General features: G+C 67.0%; 13 protein-coding genes. 8 read left to right on the forward strand and 5 right to left on the reverse strand.

Going from position 1 to position 18,859, the window contains the following annotated elements; translation table 11 throughout:
• Positions 1–10: 10 nt before the first annotated feature.
• The 3 genes from AB4Z16_RS08150 to AB4Z16_RS08160 form a co-directional block, all read right to left on the reverse strand.
• Entirely contained in the window at positions 11–781 is a 771-nt protein-coding gene (locus AB4Z16_RS08150; protein WP_441510835.1) for a TIGR02186 family protein, read from the reverse strand.
• Complete coding sequence (locus tag AB4Z16_RS08155; protein ID WP_441510836.1) at positions 778–1,707, reverse strand: sulfite exporter TauE/SafE family protein; 930 nt, start codon at positions 1,705–1,707, stop codon at positions 778–780. The genes AB4Z16_RS08150 and AB4Z16_RS08155 overlap by 4 nt, the downstream gene beginning before the upstream one ends.
• Positions 1,708–1,886: 179 nt before the next feature.
• Positions 1,887–5,252: an SEL1-like repeat protein gene (locus tag AB4Z16_RS08160; RefSeq protein WP_441510837.1), complete on the reverse strand. Its 3,366-nt coding sequence runs from the start codon at positions 5,250–5,252 to the stop codon at positions 1,887–1,889.
• Between the two features lie 400 nt (positions 5,253–5,652).
• On the opposite strand from AB4Z16_RS08160, the gene AB4Z16_RS08165 reads away from it, so the two are divergent.
• From AB4Z16_RS08165 to AB4Z16_RS08185, 5 genes are all read left to right on the forward strand, one after another.
• The gene (locus AB4Z16_RS08165) at positions 5,653–6,048 is read left to right on the forward strand and encodes a MerR family transcriptional regulator (RefSeq protein ID WP_441510838.1); all 396 of its coding nucleotides are present in this window, start codon (positions 5,653–5,655) and stop codon (positions 6,046–6,048) included.
• A gap of 191 nt (positions 6,049–6,239) precedes the next feature.
• The gene (locus AB4Z16_RS08170) at positions 6,240–8,036 is read left to right on the forward strand and encodes an acyl-CoA dehydrogenase C-terminal domain-containing protein (protein ID WP_441510839.1); all 1,797 of its coding nucleotides are present in this window, start codon (positions 6,240–6,242) and stop codon (positions 8,034–8,036) included.
• A 150-nt stretch (positions 8,037–8,186) separates the two neighbouring features.
• Positions 8,187–9,395, forward strand: a complete 1,209-nt coding sequence (locus AB4Z16_RS08175; RefSeq protein ID WP_441510840.1) for an acetyl-CoA C-acetyltransferase — start codon at positions 8,187–8,189, stop codon at positions 9,393–9,395.
• A gap of 23 nt (positions 9,396–9,418) precedes the next feature.
• Positions 9,419–11,623, forward strand: coding sequence for a 3-hydroxyacyl-CoA dehydrogenase NAD-binding domain-containing protein (locus tag AB4Z16_RS08180; RefSeq protein ID WP_441510841.1), 2,205 nt, complete (start codon positions 9,419–9,421; stop codon positions 11,621–11,623).
• A gap of 13 nt (positions 11,624–11,636) precedes the next feature.
• Positions 11,637–12,131 carry a peptide deformylase gene (locus AB4Z16_RS08185; protein WP_441510842.1) on the forward strand — a complete coding sequence of 165 codons (495 nt, stop codon included), beginning with the start codon at positions 11,637–11,639 and terminating at the stop codon, positions 12,129–12,131.
• Between the two features lie 143 nt (positions 12,132–12,274).
• Here the strand turns inward: AB4Z16_RS08185 and aptA are convergent, their stop codons facing one another.
• Positions 12,275–13,615: an omega-aminotransferase AptA gene (gene aptA / locus AB4Z16_RS08190; RefSeq protein WP_441510843.1), complete on the reverse strand. Its 1,341-nt coding sequence runs from the start codon at positions 13,613–13,615 to the stop codon at positions 12,275–12,277.
• A 177-nt stretch (positions 13,616–13,792) separates the two neighbouring features.
• On the opposite strand from aptA, the gene AB4Z16_RS08195 reads away from it, so the two are divergent.
• The 3 genes from AB4Z16_RS08195 to AB4Z16_RS08205 all read left to right on the forward strand — a co-directional run bounded on the left by AB4Z16_RS08195 (position 13,793) and on the right by AB4Z16_RS08205 (position 18,232).
• Positions 13,793–15,595: a tetratricopeptide repeat protein gene (locus tag AB4Z16_RS08195; RefSeq protein ID WP_441510844.1), complete on the forward strand. Its 1,803-nt coding sequence runs from the start codon at positions 13,793–13,795 to the stop codon at positions 15,593–15,595.
• Between the two features lie 238 nt (positions 15,596–15,833).
• The gene (locus AB4Z16_RS08200) at positions 15,834–17,261 is read left to right on the forward strand and encodes an EAL domain-containing protein (protein WP_441510845.1); all 1,428 of its coding nucleotides are present in this window, start codon (positions 15,834–15,836) and stop codon (positions 17,259–17,261) included.
• A gap of 71 nt (positions 17,262–17,332) precedes the next feature.
• Complete coding sequence (locus tag AB4Z16_RS08205; protein WP_441510846.1) at positions 17,333–18,232, forward strand: TIGR01459 family HAD-type hydrolase; 900 nt, start codon at positions 17,333–17,335, stop codon at positions 18,230–18,232.
• A 70-nt stretch (positions 18,233–18,302) separates the two neighbouring features.
• Here the strand turns inward: AB4Z16_RS08205 and AB4Z16_RS08210 are convergent, their stop codons facing one another.
• Positions 18,303–18,689 carry a response regulator gene (locus AB4Z16_RS08210; RefSeq protein ID WP_441510847.1) on the reverse strand — a complete coding sequence of 129 codons (387 nt, stop codon included), beginning with the start codon at positions 18,687–18,689 and terminating at the stop codon, positions 18,303–18,305.
• Positions 18,690–18,859: the final 170 nt, after the last annotated feature.

The following is an 18,859-nucleotide window of genomic DNA, read 5'->3' on the forward strand; positions in this document are numbered from 1 at the left end:
CCGGGCCGCTTTAATCGCGCCGGAAGATGACGCTTGCGCTCCAGCCGAGGAAGAGCGCCAGCAGCACGGTCGCTAGGCCGTACAGCAAAGACCAGTCATAGGCCGCGGAAGCGAGCCGCTGCTCGATGCCGGTCTTGATCACCTCGAAATTCGTCTGCTGGCGCGCCAGTGGGACGCCACCGGAATAGAGAACGATGTCGACGGTATAGGAGCCGGTCGGCGCGGTGGCGGCGATGTCGATCGGCGCGCTGAACAGGCTGTTCGACAGGAAGGTGACGCCGCGCTCGTCATAGCCGTACAGGTCCTTGCTCTGCATGATCCTGACCAGACTTTCGCGGAAGCGGATCGAGCCGGGGTCGAGGTCGACCCAATTCCCCTGTGGCAGCTCGGCATTGGCGAGGCCGATGCGCCCCCGCCGCGCCGTTTCGGGGCTCATCATGGCCGAGATCGGCCGGTTGCTGGCGACGTGCAGGAAGACCGGATTGTCCGGGAAGCGGCGCTGCGACCGGTTGATCCAGATCGGGCCGAGGCGCTCCTTCTCGCGCACCAGAAGCATGCGCCGGGGGCCGCGGACGGTGACGATGATGTCGTAGGGATCGCCGCGCGCCACCGTGCGCCCGTCGCGCTCGACCAGGCCGAAGACCGTCAGCTGGCTGCCGGTGTAGTTCGAGGTGATCTGGATCTGGTGGCTCGACATCGCCGCGATCAGGGTCTCGGCCTGGGCCTTCGACGCGGCGAAGCCGGCGGAGAACGCGGCGAGGAGGGCGAGGAACCGCATCATCGCGCGCTCTCCGGCACGACCACCGAGAAGCGTTCGGTCGGCGGAATGAAGAGCTCGATGGCGAAGCGCAGGCCGACCGAGAGGATCAGCAGCGCCAGCAGCAGCCGGAACGATTCGACGTTGAGGTTGCGCGCCGCCCGGCCGCCGAACTGCGCGCCGATGACGCCGCCGACCAGCAGCAGCGTGGCGAGGATGAGATCGACCGACTGGTTGGTGACCGCGTGCAGCACGGTCGCGCCCGTCATGGTCACCAGGATCTGGAAGAGCGAGGTGCCGACCACCACCGCCGGCGGAATCCGGAAGAAGTAGATAAGCCCCGGCACCAGGATGAAGCCGCCGCCGACGCCCAGCACGGCGCCGATGAAGCCGATGACGATGGCGAGCAGCGCGATCGGCAGCACGCTGCAATAGAGGCCCGAACGATAGAAGCGCTGGCGGAAGGGCAAGCCCATCCACCATGGATGCATGCCGCCGCGCCGCTTCAGCCGCGCGGGCTTGCCGGCGCGCACGCGCAGCATGGCGCGCAGGGCGTCGTAGAGCATCAGCCCGCCGATGATCGAGAACAGCGTGACATAGGAGAGCGTGATGACGAGCTCGAGCTGGCCGAGCCGGCGCATCGTGTTGAAGAACAGGACGCCGAGCACCGTGCCGACGATGCCGCCGCTGACGAGGACGCCGCCAAGCTTGAGATCGAGCGCCCTGCGCCGGAAATAGGTCAGCACGCCGGTCATCGAGGAGCCGGCGACCTGCGCCGCCACGGTCGCGACCGCCACCGCCGGCGGGATGTCGAGAAAGATCAGCAAAGGGGTGAGCAGGAAGCCACCGCCGACGCCGAACAGGCCGGAGATGAAGCCGACCGCGCCGCTCAGGCCGAGCACCATCAGCACGCTGATCGGAAGCTCGGCGATCGGCAGGTAAATCTGCACTACTACCCCTCGCAAGGCGGGTGCATGGCCTTTGCCTGCACCGATTTGTCCCAGACTGAACCGTCCAGGTTAAAAGTTGTTGCTGAAATGGAAGACGGGCCGCTATCGGCCCGTCGTAAAAGATTATCGTTTTCCTTGCCGCGTCAACACGTCGAAAGGATGACGCTGCCGCGTTGGACTCAGCTGCGCGCCGGCTTGGCCGGCTTGGCCGCCGCCGCCGCGGTAGGCCCGGCGTCCCAGCCCTTGGCCGGCGGAGCCACCTCGTTGGCGATCGTATCTAGCGTCTTGGGCTTCCAGTTCGCGGCGGTCGTCCTGGCGGCAGCGAGCTCGTCCGGCTTCAGGCGCTGGGCAACCTCGTCGCGCTTGCGGGCGGCGTCCTCGTCGCCCTGATTGGCGGCGACCGAGAACCAGACGAAGGACTGGGCGAGGTCGGTCGGCGCCCCGAGGCCGCGGCCGAGCAGAACCGCGAGGTTGTATTGGCTGTCGCGCACGCCGAGTTCGGCCGCGCGGCGGAACCACTCCGTCGCGGCGGCATAGTCCGGCTTGCCGGAGACGCCCTCGGCATGCAGCACGGCGAGGTTGTGCATCGCCTTGGCGTTGCCGCGCTCGGCGGCGCGCTGGTACCAGATCCGGGCGAGCGAGAGATCGCGCTGCGTGCCGATGCCCTTCTCGAACATGTTGCCGACACGGAACTGGGCGGGGGCGAGTCCCGCGACGGCGGCGCGCTCGAACAGGCGCAGCGCCAGCTTTGCGTCGCGCTGCGCGGCGGGGCCGTCGGCAGCTTTGCTCGCCAGCTCGAAGACGGCGCGGGCATCGCCGTCGAAGGCGGCCTTGCGCAGCCCGGCGCTGCCGAAGCCGGCCGGCAGATCGCCAACCCCGGTGACGCTCTGAACGGATTCGGGTGTGACGGTCGCGGAGGCTTCCGTCTGTGCCGCGGCCGGCGCCGGTGTCACGAGGGGCGGCGGGACGGCGGCTGGTTGATCCGGCACGGCCTGGCCCGGAATCAGGTTGGCCGGCGCTGCCAGCGGTGCAGGCGAGAGCGCCGAGGACTGGTCCTTGGCAGGCGGAAGGTCCTTGGCCGGAGCGGGATCCTTGGCCGGAGTCTGCACGCCCTCCGGCGAGGCTTCCGGCTGGGCGATCAGGCTACGCGCCGCGGTGCTCGCTGTCTTGGTGCCGTCGCCACGCATCACGCCGGTGACGACATGGGCCGTGCCCATCGCCAGGATCAGCGCGGCGAGGCCGAGCAGCAGCGGGCGCTTGCGCTTCTCCAGGATCTCCTTGAGCTTGCCGGAGCTCTTCGCTGCGGGTTCGGAGGCGGCTGCGGGAGCGCTGGCGGCGGCTTCGCTGGCGGCCTTGGCCGAGCGCCGGGCGGCAGCGATCAGGCTCTGCCGCACCGATTGGGCGTCCTGTCCGCTGCTGGCGGCGCTTTCGGGTCGCGGGCGACCCGAACCCGGCTCGAGCGGCAAGTCGAAGGCCGCGCTTGGCAGTGCGGGGCCGGATTCGCCCAGAGCCGGCGCGGCCGAGGCGCCGAAGCGATCCTGCGCCGCCGCGCTGACTGCGGGGCCGGCATGGTCGCGAGCCCCGAACGCGGGCGCGCGGACCGCAGGCGTGTCGCTGCGGGCGGCAGGGGCCTGGAGCGGCGGCGCGTTCCGGCGCTCGCCCTGCAGCTCGGTTTCGAGGCCGGCGAGCCGCGCCATGATCGCCTCGAGCGACAGATGGACGGCGCCCAGCGCGTCCTGGGTCTGGCGCTCCGACGAGACATGGGTGTCGCGCATGCCGGTGACGAGGCTCGACAGCTCGGCAATGCTCTTGCCCGGCGCCGAGGTGCTGGCCGCCTGGACGAGGGCCGCGCGTTCGGCCGCCGTTTCCTCGCGCATCGAGCGCAGATGGACGACCAGATCCTGCAGCGTGCGCTCGATGCCGTTCTCGGCCGAGCGGGTCGCCGCCGCCTCGTCGAGCCGGGAGGCGATGCCCGAAATCTGCTGTTCCAGCGCTTCGAAGGACTCCGCACCGGCGCCGGGGGCTCCGGCCTCGTCGATCTTGTCGGCGAGATGGCGCAGCATCTGTTCGATCGGGCTCAGATCGACCGGCGCAGCGGACTCGGCGGCCCCGACCATGCGGGAGAGCTGGCTCGACGCGGCCAGGCTCTCGATCCGGCCGGCCAGCGCTTCGATCTGGCGGGTGACGGCAGACGGGCCCTGCTCCGCGAGCAGCTCGATGCGGTGCTGCAGCGCGTCGATGCGGTTGTCGAGATGGTCGCCATGGCGCTGCGCGGTGACGTCGTCGAATTTGCGCGACAGCAGGTCGATCTGGCTTGCGAGCGAAGCCAGGGGAGCGGTGTCGAAATCCTGCGGGCGGCTGGTCAGGACCGCGCTGCGGACATCCTCGATCGCTGCCGAGAGATTGCGCATCTCCCGCAGGTCCGGCTGGGTTTCGCGCAGCCGGCCGATCTCGAAGCCCAGCGAAGCGACCTGCTGGGAGAGATCGTCGAGCCGATGATCCTGCCCGCCGGACGGCATGAGGCTGCGCAACTCGGCAATGTCGCGCAGGACGGGATCGAGATTGGTCGTCTCGCTCCCGCGCGCCGCCAGCGCGTCGACCTTGGCGGCCAGATGCGCGATCTCATGCTGGAAGCGCTGGTAGCTGTCGCCGGCCCGATCCTGCGATAGCCGGGAAACCTCGGCCTCGATTCGTGTCAACGGCTTGAGCAGCGGCTCGAACTGGTCGCGCCGGTCGAAGTGGTCGAGGCGCTCGGCCAGGGCGGCGATCTTGGCCTCGATCGCGCTGGTGTCAGGCTGGCGTGGCTGCGGCGCTGCAGGGCGCTGCCCAGCGCGCCGGCCCTCCGAAGACAGCCGCGAGCCAAGCTCGCGCAGATCCTCGCGCAGGGCGGAAATGCGTTCCGGCGTGACGTTGGCCGCCCGCGAAGGCGAAGGAATGATCTCTTCGTTGTCGAGAACGCGCTGGCGCGTGCGGATGTCGGTGACGGCCGCCTCGAGTCCGTCGCGGCTGAAGGCGAGGCGTGGCGACGGCTCCACTCGGTTCTGAGCCTCTTGGCTGCGGCGCTCGATCTCGGCAATGCGCTCGCCCATCGTCTTGATCGCTTCTGCGATGACGTTGGTCGCGCGCTCCTGCCGCTCGGCGGCGCCGCGCTCGCTCGACGACAGACGATCCTCGGTCTTCTCGATCCAGCGCGTGATCGAATCGAGAGCACCGGCGGTCCGGCTGCTGGCTTCGCGCGTCAGGCGCTCGATGTTCGCGGCCTGGCCGATGAAGGCGTTGAGTTCCGAGCGCGACGGCGCCGGGTCGACCTTGCGGGGCGCCGTGTCCGTCTGCGCGAGCGAGAGACGTGCCAGCCGCTCGGACAAGGCTGCGATGTCGAGCTGTTCGGGCATCGCGTCAGCCGGCGCGGGGGCCTCGCTCTCGTCGCGGATCTTGTGGTCGAGCCATTCGCCAAGCGTCATGCCGGCGCGGCGAGCTGCCGCCTTTGCCGCGTCGCGCGTCCGGGGATCGACGCCCTTGACGCTCCAGGGCAAGCTGGTGGCCATGTTCTCGCTCGCCTACGGGGCCCTGTCTCCCGGTGAGCGCGGCCCCCTGATGCCGCCACCCCCGCGCGAACCTTGGCAGTCGTGAAAACAACGTTGACGACGCCGATACGCGTTCCCGACATTTGGCCGGCATGGTAAACAGCGGGTTAAGAAACGGCTTCGAGACCGTTAATTTTTTGCGAATGGCGCGCGGGAGGCTTTTGCCGGCGCTGATGTAACGGTAACTTACCCCGCAAACGGACGTATTACCTGACGCAACGATAGCGCCTTCCCTATGAGGAGGTATCCCGATCGACGCTGCCGTACGGACAGCGATTCGATCACCGAAAGGAACGAAACCTCCATGTCACGCCAAAATCTGGCTATGGCGGGTTCTTCGAGTCACGAAGCCCGCTCCGCGATGCCTACCCAAGCTGATGAGGCCGGCGAATACACCATCAGCGATCTTGCCCGCGATTTCGGCGTCACACTCCGGACCCTTCGCTTCTACGAGTCCCGCGGCCTGATCGCGCCGACGCGCTCCGGTATGGCGCGTGTCTATTCGCCTCGCGATCGCGCCCGCCTCGCGCTAATCCTCAAGGGCAAGCAGCTTGGTTTCACGCTCGTCGAGATCCGCGCGATGCTCGCCAACGAGGACAAGAAGGGTGCTGCCGACAAGGCCGCCAATGTCGGCGGGCTGCAGCTCAGCCGCGACCAGATCGTCGAGCAACTCGATCTGCTGCGCAGCCAGCGCGCCGAGATCGAGAGCGCGATCACCGAGCTCGAGGCCTCGCTGTCCCGTATGCCTAAGGCCTGATCGCTGCCGCATCAGCCTTCATGAAACCCCGGCTGTGCCGGGGTTTTTTGTTGCCGCATGGACAGTTTCCGTCCGCAGAGTGACAAAATGTCGGTGTACCCGTTGCAAGTCGAATGAGATTGTTTATATGTGAACTATATTGAGGCGCTCCCAAACGGAGGCGAGCGGCCCGCGACGAGAGGGAGGACCACATGCCGGTCTACAAGGCGCCCGTCGACGATACGCTTTTCCTGCTCAACGACGTTTTCAATATCGAGCGCTACAACAATCTGCCCGGCTTCGCCGATGCGAGCGCGGACGTGATCGAGGCCGTGCTCGGCGAGGGCGCGAAGCTCTGTGAGCAGGTCCTCCAGCCGATCAACTACTCCGGCGACCAGGAGGGCTGCACGCGCCACGCCGACGGTCGCGTCACCACGCCGAAGGGCTTCAAGGAAGCCTATGAGGCCTATGCCGGCGGCGGCTGGATCGGCCTCGCCATGGACCCGGAATATGGCGGTCAGGGCCTGCCCTACACGCTCGGCGCCGTGATGAACGAGTACGCTTCGGCTGCGAACATGGCCTTCGCCATGTATCCGGGCCTGACCATGGGCGCGATCGCCGCGCTCTACGTTCATGGCTCGGACGAGCAGAAGCGCGCCTACCTGCCCAAGATGATCGAGGGCAAATGGTCGGGCACGATGAATCTGACCGAGCCGCATTGCGGCACCGATCTGGGGCTGCTCAAGACCAAAGCCGTGCCGAACGGCGATGGCTCCTATGCCATCTCCGGCACCAAGATCTTCATCTCGGCCGGCGAGCAGGATATCACCGAGAACATCATCCACCTCGTGCTCGCCCGCATCGAGGGCGCACCGGCCGGCACGAAGGGCATCTCGCTCTTCGTCGTGCCGCGCAACAAGGTAAGCGCTGACGGCTTCGTCGGCGAGAACAACCACGTCTCCTGCGGCTCGATCGAGCACAAGATGGGGATCCACGGCAACGCAACCTGCGTCATGAACTACGATGGCGCGCAGGGCTGGCTGGTCGGCGAGGAGAACCGCGGGCTCAACGCCATGTTCGTGATGATGAACGAGGCCCGCCTCGGCGTCGCCATCCAGGGCCTTGCCCAGTCCGAGGTCGCCTACCAGAACGCTGTCGTCTATGCCAAGGAGCGCCTGCAGGGCCGCTCGCTGACCGGCCCCAAGAACATTGCGGGACCGGCCGATCCGATCATCGTCCACCCCGACGTGCGCCGCACGCTGATGTCGATCAGGGCCTTCAACGAGGCGGCGCGCGCCTTCGTGCTCTGGAATGCGCTGCAATCCGATATCGCCCATCGCTCGGGCGACGCCGCCGAGCGCCAGGCGGCCGACGACCAGCTCGGCCTGATGACGCCGGTGCTCAAGGGGGTGCTCACCGATATCGGCTTCGACAACGCGGTGAAGGCGCAGCAGATGTTCGGCGGCCACGGCTACATCGCCGAGACCGGCGTCGAGCAGTTCGTGCGCGATGCCCGTATCGCCATGATCTACGAGGGCGCCAACGGCGTGCAAGCGATGGACCTCGTCGGCCGCAAGCTCGGCCGCGACGGCGGCCGCGGCATCATGGCCTTCTTCAACGAGGTCGGCGGCTTCCTCAAGGAGAATGCCGAGAACGAGGCGCTGAAGCCCCTGCTCGGGCCTCTCCAGGTTTCGCTCGGCCACCTCCAACAGGCAGCGATGTGGTTCATGAACAACGCGCTCGCCAAGCCGGACAATGCCGGCGCCGGCGCGAATGACTTCATGCATCTGCTCGGCCTGGTCTCGCTCGGCTATATGTGGGCGAAGATCGCCAAGGCGGCGTTGGAGAAGCTCAACGCCGGCGCCGACGGCGCGACCGAGCGGATGAGCGCCAAGCTCGTCACCGCCCGCTTCTTCATGGAGCGCACCTTGCCGGAGACCGCCGCGCATCTGGCGCGGATCACCGCAGGGGCCGACACGACCATGGCTCTGGCGCCCGAGCAGTTCTGAGGCTGCGGCTCAAGGGCACGTCATGCTCGGGCTCGACCCGGGCATCTCTTGATGAGTTCGCTGGATGAGGAGATGGTCGGGGCAAGCCCGACCATGACGTCCGGCAGGAAACAAAGCCGCCGGGTCGCGGCAGGCCAGGGAGTTCCCTCGATGGCAGACGCATTCATCTACGACCACGTCCGCACGCCGCGCGGCAAGGGCAAGGCGGACGGTTCGCTTCATGAAGTGACCGCGATCGAGCTCGGCACCCAGACCCTGCGCGCCATCAAGGACCGCAATGGCCTCGATCCGCTCCTCGTCGAGGACGTGGTGATGGGCTGCGTCGATCCGGTCGGCGAGGCCGGCGCCGACATCGCCCGCACCGTGGCGCTCAAGGCCGGCTACGGCAAGGAAGTGCCGGGCGTGCAGATCAATCGCTTCTGTGCCTCCGGCCTCGATGCGGTGAACCTCGCAGCCGCGCAGGTCATGTCCGGCCAGAAGGAGATGACGATCGGCGGCGGCGTGGAGTCGATGTCGCGTATCGGCATGGGCGCCTCGGGCTTCGGCATCGCGGTCGACCCATCAGTCGCGATCGACACCTATTTCATGCCGCAGGGCGTCTCGGCCGACCTGATCGCGACGAAATACGGCTTCTCGCGCGACGATGTCGACGCCTTCGCCGTCCGCTCGCACCAGCGCGCCGCCCAGGCTTGGAAGGAAGGGCGCTTCAGGAACTCGGTGATCCCCGTGACCGACGTCAACGGCCTCACCATCCTCGACCACGACGAAACCATCCGGCCGGACGCCAATATGCAGGCGCTTGCGGCGCTGAAGGCCTCCTTCGTACAAATGGGCGAGATGGGCGGGTTCGATGCGGTCGCGACCGCCGCACATCCGGATGTCGAGTTCATCAACCACGTCCACCACGCCGGCAATTCCTCCGGCATCGTCGACGGCGCGGCGGCCGTGCTCGTCGGCTCGAAGCGGGCCGGCAAGGCCGCAGGGCTGAAGCCGCGCGCCCGCATCAAGGCCTTCGCCACAGTCGGCTCCGACCTCGCGCTGATGCTGACCGGGCCGATCGATGTGACCGAGCGCGTCCTCAAGAAGGCCGGCATGACCACGAAGGACATCGACCTTTTCGAGCTGAACGAGGCCTTCTCCTCGGTCGTGCTGCGCTACCAGCAGGCGCTCGACATCGACGATGCCATCCTGAACGTCAATGGCGGCGCGATCGCCATGGGTCACCCGCTCGGGGCGACCGGCGCGATGGTGCTGGGCACCGTGCTCGACGAGCTGGAGCGGACGAACAAGCAAACCGCGTTGGTGACGCTCTGCGTCGCGGTGGGCATGGGCGTCGCCACCATCATCGAGCGCGTCTGAGCGGAAGGGCAGGGAGAGAGATCATGAACCTCACCAATTTCCGCTTCGAGAGCGACGCCGACGGCATCGCTGTTGCGACCTGGGACATGCCGGGCCGCTCGATGAACGTCATCACCCCCGAGGTGATGGAAGAGCTCAACCAAATCGTCGACAAAGTCGCCGCTGACGAGGCCATCAAGGGCTGCGTCATCACCTCCGGCAAGGAGAGCTTCTCGGGTGGCGCCGACCTCACCATGCTCCAGGGGCTGCGCGACCTCTATGGGAAGCTCGCCAAGGAGAAGGGCGAGGCGGTCGCGATGCAGAGCTTCTTCGACGAGAGCCGCAAGCTTTCGCTGCTCTATCGCAAGCTCGAGACCTGCGGGAAACCTTTCGCCGCCGCGATCCACGGCGTTTGCCTCGGCGGCGCCTTCGAGCTCTCGCTGTCCTGCCAGTATCGAGTCGTCTCCGATGATGCCTCGACCCGCGTCGGTCTGCCCGAGATCAAGGTCGGGCTGTTTCCGGGCGCCGGCGGCACCCAGCGCGTGGCGCGGCTGATGCAGACCGGCGACGCCTTGCAGATGATGTTCAAGGGCGAGCAGGTGAAGGCTTTGCCGGCGCGCAATTCCGGCCTCGTCCATGCCGTCCTGCCGCGAGCCGAGATCGTCCAGAACGCCAAGGACTGGCTCAAGGCCAATCCGCAGGCGACGCAACCCTGGGACCAGAAGGGCTTCAAGCTGCCCTCGAACAAGGTGCATTCGCCGGCCGGCATGCAGATCTGGCCGCCAGCCAACGCGATCTATCGCCGGGAGACCAACGACAACTATCCGGCCGCCCGCGCCATCCTCTCGGCAGTCTATGAAGGGCTGCAGCTGCCGATCGATCTCGGCCTCAAGGTCGAAAGCCGCTACTTCGCCAAGATCCTGCGGACGAAGGAGGCGGCTTCGATGATCCGCTCACTCTTCGTCTCGATGCAGGAATTGAACAAGGGCGCCCGCCGCCCGGCCGACGTGCCGCCGTCGAAGCTCAAGAAGGTCGGCGTTGTCGGCGCCGGCTTCATGGGCGCGGGTATCGCCTATGTCACGGCGCAGGCTGGCCTCGAGGTCGTGCTGATCGACAAGGACATCGAGGCGGCCGAGAAGGGCAAGGCCTATTCGCACAAGCTGGTTTCCGACCAGATCATGAAGGGCCGCGCCAAGACCGCCGATCGCGACGCGCTGCTCGGCCGCATCAAGGCCTCGGCCGATTATGCCGATCTCAAGGGCTGCGACCTGATCGTCGAGGCGGTCTTCGAGGACCCGAAGGTCAAGGCCGAGGTCATCGCCAAGGTCGAGGCCGTGGTCGGTCCGCGCACGATCTTCGGCTCCAACACCTCGACGCTGCCGATCACCGGCCTCGCCGAGACCAGTCAGCGCCCGAAGAACTTCATCGGCATCCATTTCTTCTCGCCGGTCGAGAAGATGCTGCTGGTCGAGGTCATCATGGCCAAGAAGACCGGCAAGAAGGCGCTCGCCATGGCGCTGGACTATGTCCGCGCGATCAAGAAGACGCCGATCGTCGTCAACGACGTCAGAGGCTTCTACGCCAATCGCTGTGTCGGCAACTACATCCGCGAAGGCCATCTGATGCTGATGGAGGGCGTGCCGCCGGCGATGATCGAGGCGGCCGGCAAGCAGGCCGGCATGCCGGTCGGCCCGCTCTCGCTCAATGACGAGGTCGCGGTCGACTTGGCCTACAAGGTGCTGAAGGCGACCAAGGCTCAGCTCGGAGAGGGCGCGGTCGATCCGGCGCAGGAGAAGCTGCTCGCCGACATGGTCGAGAAGCACGGCCGTCTCGGCCGCAAGAACCGCAAGGGCTTCTACGATTATCCGGAAGCCGGGCCGAAGCGCCTCTGGCCGGGGCTCGCCGATCTCGTCGGCAAGCGGCTCGACCCCGAAAGCGTTGACATGGAGGAGCTGAAGCACCGCCTCCTGGTGACGCAGGCGCTGGAAGCCGCGAAGACCTATGAGGAAGGCGTCGTCACCGATCCGCGCGAGGCCGATGTCGGCTCGATCATCGGTTTCGGCTTTGCTCCTTTCACCGGCGGCACGCTCTCGTACATCGACAATATGGGCGCTGCCGCCTTCGTGAAGCTCTGCGAGAAGCTGACCAAGGCCCATGGCGAACGCTTCAAGCCGAACCGCCTGCTGAAACGCATGGCCAAGACCGGCGAGAGCTTCTACGGCACGGCAGAGAAGAAGGCGGCGGCCTGAGCGTCCGCCAGCCATGGCCGTCCGCCCGATCTTGCGTTTCCCCGATCCGCGTCTGCGCGTGGCCGCCCTGGCGGTCACGCGCTTCGATGCCGATCTGCGGGAACTGGCGACGGATCTGCTCGACAGCATGCGTGCCGCGCCAGGGATCGGCATCACGGCGCCGCATATCGGCGTTCTGTCGCGGCTGGTCGTTCTGGAACTGGCGCCGGGCGAGGTCCGGACCTACGTTAATCCCGTCCTCGACAGCGTGTCGCGCGAGACCATCCGCCATGTCGAGGGCAGCGTCTCGATGCCGGGTGTCACCGATGAGATCGAGCGCCATTCCCGCGTCCGGGTGCGCTATCGCGACCTCGACGGAACGGAGCATGTCGAGGAGGCGGAGGGCCTCCTCGCTGTCTGCCATCAGCACGAGATCGACCAGCTCGACGGGATCTTCTGGATCGACCGCCTGTCGCGGCTGAAGCGCGACAGGCTAATCGCGCGCTACAACAAGCTGCGGCGGGGATAGGAAGAGCACCGTTCGGGTGCGGGCCGTCATGCTCGGGCTTGACCCGAGCATCTCATGACGCGGAGGCTCCGGCACGTTGTCTTGCCCGAGATTCTCGGGTCAGAGCTTCGCTCCGCCCGAGAATGACGCCCGGTGTCTGCGCCTCAGTTCGCAACCGACCGGATCGTCCGGCGCAGCTTGCCGATCAACTCCTCGACCTGCGATTCCGTGATGATCAGCGGCGGCGAGAAGGCGATGGTATCGGCGGCGGTCCGCACCATCAGCCCTTCTTCGCGGAAGAGGCGGTCCATGGCTTCGAACGCACGCTTGCCGACGCCATCGGCGCGCGGGGCGAGGTCGACGGCGCCGACGATGCCGAGCGTACGGATGTCGACGACGTTCGGCTCGCCCTTCAGGCTCATCACCGCGTCGGCCCAGGCGCCTTCCATCGCGTGTGCGCGCTCGAACAGGCCTTCGTCGCGGTAGATGTCGAGCGTCGCCAGGCAGGCGGCTGCCGCCAGCGGGTGGCCCGAATAGGTGTAGCCGTGGAACAGCTCGATGACGTTGTCCGGGCCGCCCATGAAGGCGTCGTAGATGTGCTTGCGCACGATCACGCCGCCCATCGGCACCGTGCCGGAGGTCACGCCCTTGGCGAAGGTGATCATGTCCGGGATCACGCCGTAGCGCTCGGCGGCGAAGGCGAAGCCGAGGCGCCCGAAGCCTGTGATCACCTCGTCGAAGATCAGCAGGATGCCGTGCTTGTCGCAGATCTCGCGCAGGCGCTTGAGATAGCCTTTCGGCGGCGGCAGCGCGCCGGTCGAGCCCGCCATCGGCTCGACGATGACGGCGGCGATGGTCGAGGCGTCGTGCAGCGCGACGATGCGCTCGAGATCATCGGCGAAATGCGCGCCGTATTCCGGCTCGCCCTTGCTGAAGGCCTGCTTCTCGCGGTCATAGGTATGGGCGAGGTGGTCGACGCCGGTCAGCAGCGAGCCGAAGAATTTGCGGTTGTTCGACATGCCGCCGACCGAGATGCCGCCGAAGCCGACGCCGTGATAGCCGCGCTCGCGGCCGATCAGCCGGGTCTTCGCGGCCTTGCCCGAAACGTTCCAATAGGCCAGCGCGATCTTGAGCGCCGAATCGGCCGCTTCCGAGCCCGAGCCGGCGAAGAAGACATGGTCGAGATCGCCCGGTGCCAGCGCCGCGATGCGGGCGGCGGCGGCGAAGACCTTCGGGTGGCCGTACTGGAAGGACGGGGCGTAATCGAGGTCGCGCGCCTGCGCCTGGATCGCCTGGATGATCGGCTCGCGGGCATGGCCGGCATTGCAGCACCACAGGCCCGCCGTGCCGTCCATCACCGGCTTGTTCTCGGGCGTGTAGTAGAACATGCCCTCGGCACGGGAGACCATGCGGGGGTTCTTTTTGAACGACCGGTTGGCCGTGAACGGCATCCAATAGGCTTCGAGGTCGTTCGGCGTGCCGATGGCGGAGGATGCGGAAGTCATCGAAGGCCCCTGTGGATTAACCTTGGTTGAACCTAGCAGGCGAAAGCGGACTGTAAATTGCCATGATGGCACGCCATGGCTGCGCCGAACGGATGACGGCTGGAGCGAAGGCCGCAGGTGACGTTAGGTCGCCGATGGCGTAATCTCCCCGCTTGGGGCACAGACGAACGGACCCCGATGACGGACGGCGATAGTGATCCTGGACGGCTGGACGAACGGGCCGCGGCGATCCTTCGTGCGGAGTTGGCCCGCGTCCTCGCTTCCGATGCCTTTCGCGCCGCACCTCAGCTTTCGGCCTTCCTGAGCTTCATCGTCGAGCGCACGATCGAGGGGCGCGCGGCCGAGCTGAAGGGTTATACCATCGCGGTGGAAGGCCTCGGGCGGCCAGCCGATTTCAACCCGCAGATCGATCCGATCGTTCGGGTGGAGGCGGGGCGGCTCAGGCGTGCGCTGACGCAGTACTATGCCGGCGAGGGACAGGGCGATCCGGTTGTGGTCTCGATGCCCGTTGGAGGGTATGTTCCCGTCTTCGAGGTCGTCGATCCGGATACGGAGATGACGTGGGAACAGACCTCGGTCCTCGCCCTTCGCGACGATCCCCCAGTGACGGAGGCACTTCCGGTCGCAAAGGCGGCCGATCGCGTCGCCACGCGGCGTTGGTCCATCGTCACGGCGGCGGCGCTTGCTCTGGGGCTTCTTACGCTCGCCTGGTGGTATCTGGCGCCGGCTGACACGCCGGCCGGGCTGAGTTCGGCCAAGCTAAACGGGAACGAGCAGGTCGCGGGTGCGCAGCCGGCGATCACGGCCCCCCTCCAGCTCGTCCGCGTCGCCATAACGATCCCGGTGGTGCCGTCGGATCCCAAGCTGGCAGGCATCCTCCACCGGTTTTCCGATCTGCTGGTCGATGCCATGGCCCGCTTCGACGATCTCGTGACGATCAAGGCCCCGCCGCCGGGAACTGCGGCGCCCGCGGACGTCGATTATGTTTTCGAGATGAACGTTCAGGCTGTCGACAGCGGCGTCGAGGGGCTGGGGCGTCTGCGTTCGGTCCGGGACGGGCGCATCGTCTGGACGGCGTCCTCCGGCCGGCCGTCGCTCGAACTCCTGCAGGATTCCGAGCTTGCCGAGATGGCGCGCAACCTGGCGACCAGGCTGACGGAGCCCTTCGGCATCATCCCGGCCGACATACGCCAATCCCAGTCGTTATCGGCGGTTCGTTGCATCCTGCAGGCTTTCGATGCCCGTCGCACCATGGTCCCGGAAGACCATCTCGCTGCCCGGTCCTGCCTTGAAAGGCTGATCGAGCAGGACCCGAGCTTCTACCCGGCATGGGCCCATCTCGCCATCATGACGCTTGGAGAATACGGTTCGGGCTTCAATCCGGACGACCTCGTTCCCAAGGCGGGCGAGCAAAAAGACAAGCCGCCGCTCGATCGCGCCCTCGCCGCGGCTTTGACGGCCATCCGCCTGGCGCCGTCCGGTGCACGGGCCTATCAGGCCATGATGAAGGTCCTGTTCCTGCGCGGATCGACCGAGGAGGCGCTTCAGAAGGGACGGGACGCTCTGACGCGCAATCCCTATGATCCGGACATCATGGCGGATCTCGGCGCGTTCTATGTTCGGCGCGGCCGGTCGATAGAGGGTTTGCCGATACTCGAGCGCGCGGCTGCGCTCAGTGTCGGGCGGCCGCCGCGCTATGACTTCTACGCTTTTCTCGGAGCCTATCTGATCGGCGCCAAGAAGGTTTCGGAGACCTATGCCGCCATGCTGGCAGCCGATACGAGCCCCTTCGGCCTGCTGGCCCAGGCCCTGAGCGCGGCGTCGGAGGACGATGCGGCGGCCCAGGCGAAAGCCATTGCGCAGCTTCGGGACAAGGCTCCGCTCTTCAAGAAGGACCCGCACGCATACCTTGCCCGGAAGGGTTTCGCCGACGAAGTGGCGAGCCAGGTTCTGGCGCCGCTCGGCCTCGACAAGTCCTGACAGGCCCTCGCGCACCGCTGCGCTCCCCGCTTCGCGGCCCGCGCGGACGATGGTGACGCCCGGCGGACGAGGCTGCTCGCATAACGCGGCGCGCGCGGGTAATCTGCCGCTTAGCGTTGTGATTCGTTCCCGATTTCCGATCAACCCTCGTAGCGCGAATGCTGCCGTGGCTCCTTTGCGCCTGAAAGCCTTGCCTCCTCTCGCCGGCGCAGTCACCGGGCTTTCTGCTGGCGCGGTCATGGCGATTATCTTGCCGGGCGGGTTGGGGCCCGCGCTGGGGCTGCTTGCCTCCGGCGCCGGCGTTATGGTCGCGATGCGGACGTTCGAGCGCCGCGGCCTTGCTCGGCACGAGCAGGCTCTGGCCGGGCTCGGCGAGGTCAAGGTCAGGCTGGCCACCAACGCCATCCGCTTGGACGCGCTTTCGCAGCGTGTCGAGCAGATGCCCATGCGGGATGCCGATGCCGCGCCGGCTCGTGCCGCAATCCATGAACTCACCGCCGAGGTTGGACTGCTCGGCGATTTGATCCATCAGGTTGCCACGACGCTCGCCGACCACGAGACGGTTCTGGCGCGGCTGCCCGAGCCGGCGTCTGCGGCGCCGGCGCTCCCCGCTCCCGCTATTCCCGAAGTGGTTCTCGATCCGGAAGCGGTGCGCCGCGCCCGCGCCGAGCAGCAGGCAGCGGAGCGTGCCGCCGCGGCCAAGGCGGCGCAGGAAGCGGCCGAGGCCGAGCGCGCCGCGCTCATCGGCCGGGCGCTCAGCGAAGGGCGCATCGAGGTCCATCTTCAGCCGATCGTGTCGCTGCCGCAGCGCCGCACACAGGGCTACGAAGCGCTGGCGCGGCTGCGGCTCGACGAGAACACCCTGCTCCTCCCCCACGAATTCCTCGACACCATCGAAACCCGTGGCTTCGGGCCGACACTCGACGCGCTTGTGCTGACACGCGCCCTGGCGATTGCCCGCCATCTCGCCTCGAAGGATGGCGGTATCTTCGTCTCCTGCAATTTCAGCGCAGCAACCTGGGGTTCGTCACGCGCCTTGGCCGCACTGACGCGCATTCTCGACAAATATCGCGAGCACACCGGGCACCTCGTCATCGAGATGCCTCAGACGGTCTTCCGGAACCTCGATCCGACGAGCCTCGGCCTGCTCGGCGCGATGTCGGCGAACGGCGTGCGGTTCGCGCTCGATCATGTCGTCGATCTGCGGCTTGACCCTCGCGCCTTGTTCGACCGGGGCATGCGCTTCATCAAGGCGCCGGCGACGCTGCTGCGGGATCATGCCGAAGGCAAGGTCGTCAGCGATATCGCGGCAGGCGATCTGGCGGCGATGTTGGGTAGGGCGTCGATCACTCTCGTCGCCGAGCATGTCGAGGACAACCCGCTGGCAGCCGATATGATCGAGCTTGGCGTCACGATGGGGCAGGGCCAGGCGTTCTCCCCGCCGCGCCCGGTGAAGCCGGAAGTCTTTGCGGAACCGGAGGCGGCTCCTGCGCCGCCCGCTGCTCCCGCCGTCCCGGCTGCGCAGGTGCGCCCGCCCGGAGCTGCCAATGATGCCGCGCGCCCGGTCCTGGCTCACGGCGCGTCTGCCAGCCCCGCCGCCGCTGCGCCGGATGGCCGCCCCGAACGGTTGCCGTTCCGCTCGGTGCTGCGCCGCGCCAGCGCCTGACGCGCGAAGCGACGCAACATCCGGTTCCGCTGCCGGCGAATCCCGTCTAGACCTGCTGCGGCGAGGCATGGATGCCTCCTCTAGCGCCGGAGATCGAGACAGTGTCGCCATTGGGGATCGCATCCACCATCCCGCTTTCGGGCTTCTCCGAGGTCGCGGACCGTTTCGATCTCTGCCTCTGCGATGTCTGGGGCGTGGTCCATAACGGCGTCGCGGCCTATCGCGACGCCCTGGTGGCTCTGATGCGCATGCGCGAACGCGGGATCAGTGTCGTCCTGGTGACCAATGCGCCGCGCCCGGGCGGGGTCATCATCGACCAGCTCGACGGTTTCGGCGTCCCGCGCGAAGCCTGGGACGCGATCGTCACCTCCGGCGATGTGTGCCGGTCGCTGATCCACGCACGCGCCGGCGAGCCGATGTTCCGGCTCGGGCCCGACCGGGATTTGCCGCTGATCGCCGGTCTTGATGTCCGCGAAACCAGCCCTGCCGAAGCCGCCTATGTGCTCTGCACCGGGCTGTTCGACGACGAGAACGACACGGCGGCGACCTATGCCGACCTGCTGGCCGGCTTCGCCGCACGCGGGTTGCCGCTGATCTGCGCCAATCCCGATCTCGTCGTCGAGCGCGGTGGCCGCATCATTCCCTGCGCAGGTGCGGTCGCGCTTGCCTATGAGGAGATCGGCGGGCGGGTGATTTATGCCGGCAAGCCGCATAGGCCGATCTATGAGGCGGCTCTGGCTGCGGCCGAGGAAAAGCGCGGCGAGGCGATTGCCCGAGACAGGATCTGCGCCGTAGGCGACGCCATCCGCACCGATATCGCCGGCGCCTCGGGCTTCGGCGCTGCCGGCATCATGGTGCTGGCCGGCATCCATGCACAGGATTTGATGGAGGCGTCATGGGAGGAGCGTCACGGCTGGTTCGGCCAGCAGGCGCACCGGCCGGCCTATGCCATGCCGCATCTGGTCTGGTGAGGGCGATCTCGCTCTCTACTGTCGCATCTGATTTCTCCGAAAAGTGGATGCCACTTTTCGGCCGGATGCGTCAGGCGGCGAGGCAGACCGCCTCGATCTTGGTCTTCAACGTTTGCGCGTTGAACGGCTTCACGATGTAATTGCTGACGCCGGCCTTCTTGGCCGCGATGACGTTCTCTGTCTTCGACTCAGCTGTGACGATGATGAAGGGCGTCTCGGAGAGCGTCGTCTCCTCCCGCACCTTCTGCAGCAGCTCGAAGCCGCTCATCGGCTCCATGTTCCAGTCGGAGATCACGAGGCCGTATTTCTTGTCGCGCATCTTCGCGATCGCGGCCGAGCCGTCCGAGGCGTCGTCGACATTCTCGAAGCCGAGCTGTTTCAGCAGGTTGCGGATGATGCGGATCATCGTTTGGTAGTCGTCGACCACGAGGATCGGCATGGACGGATCGAGAGCCATTGCGATGCTCCAGGCAGGGCAGTTGCGGCGTCGGAACATACCGACACCGCGCCGCCCGTTAGAGGCGGTCTCCACTCGCATCCGGTGATACCGACGGCGTGTTGCGAAGCGGTTAATCCGATCGCCAAGTGACCGTGGGGCAGGTGGTGCTCCGCACCAAAGTTCAATTG

The sequence above is a fragment of the Allobosea sp. TAF32 genome, from assembly GCF_052113585.1.
Lineage (GTDB): Bacteria > Pseudomonadota > Alphaproteobacteria > Rhizobiales > Beijerinckiaceae > Allobosea.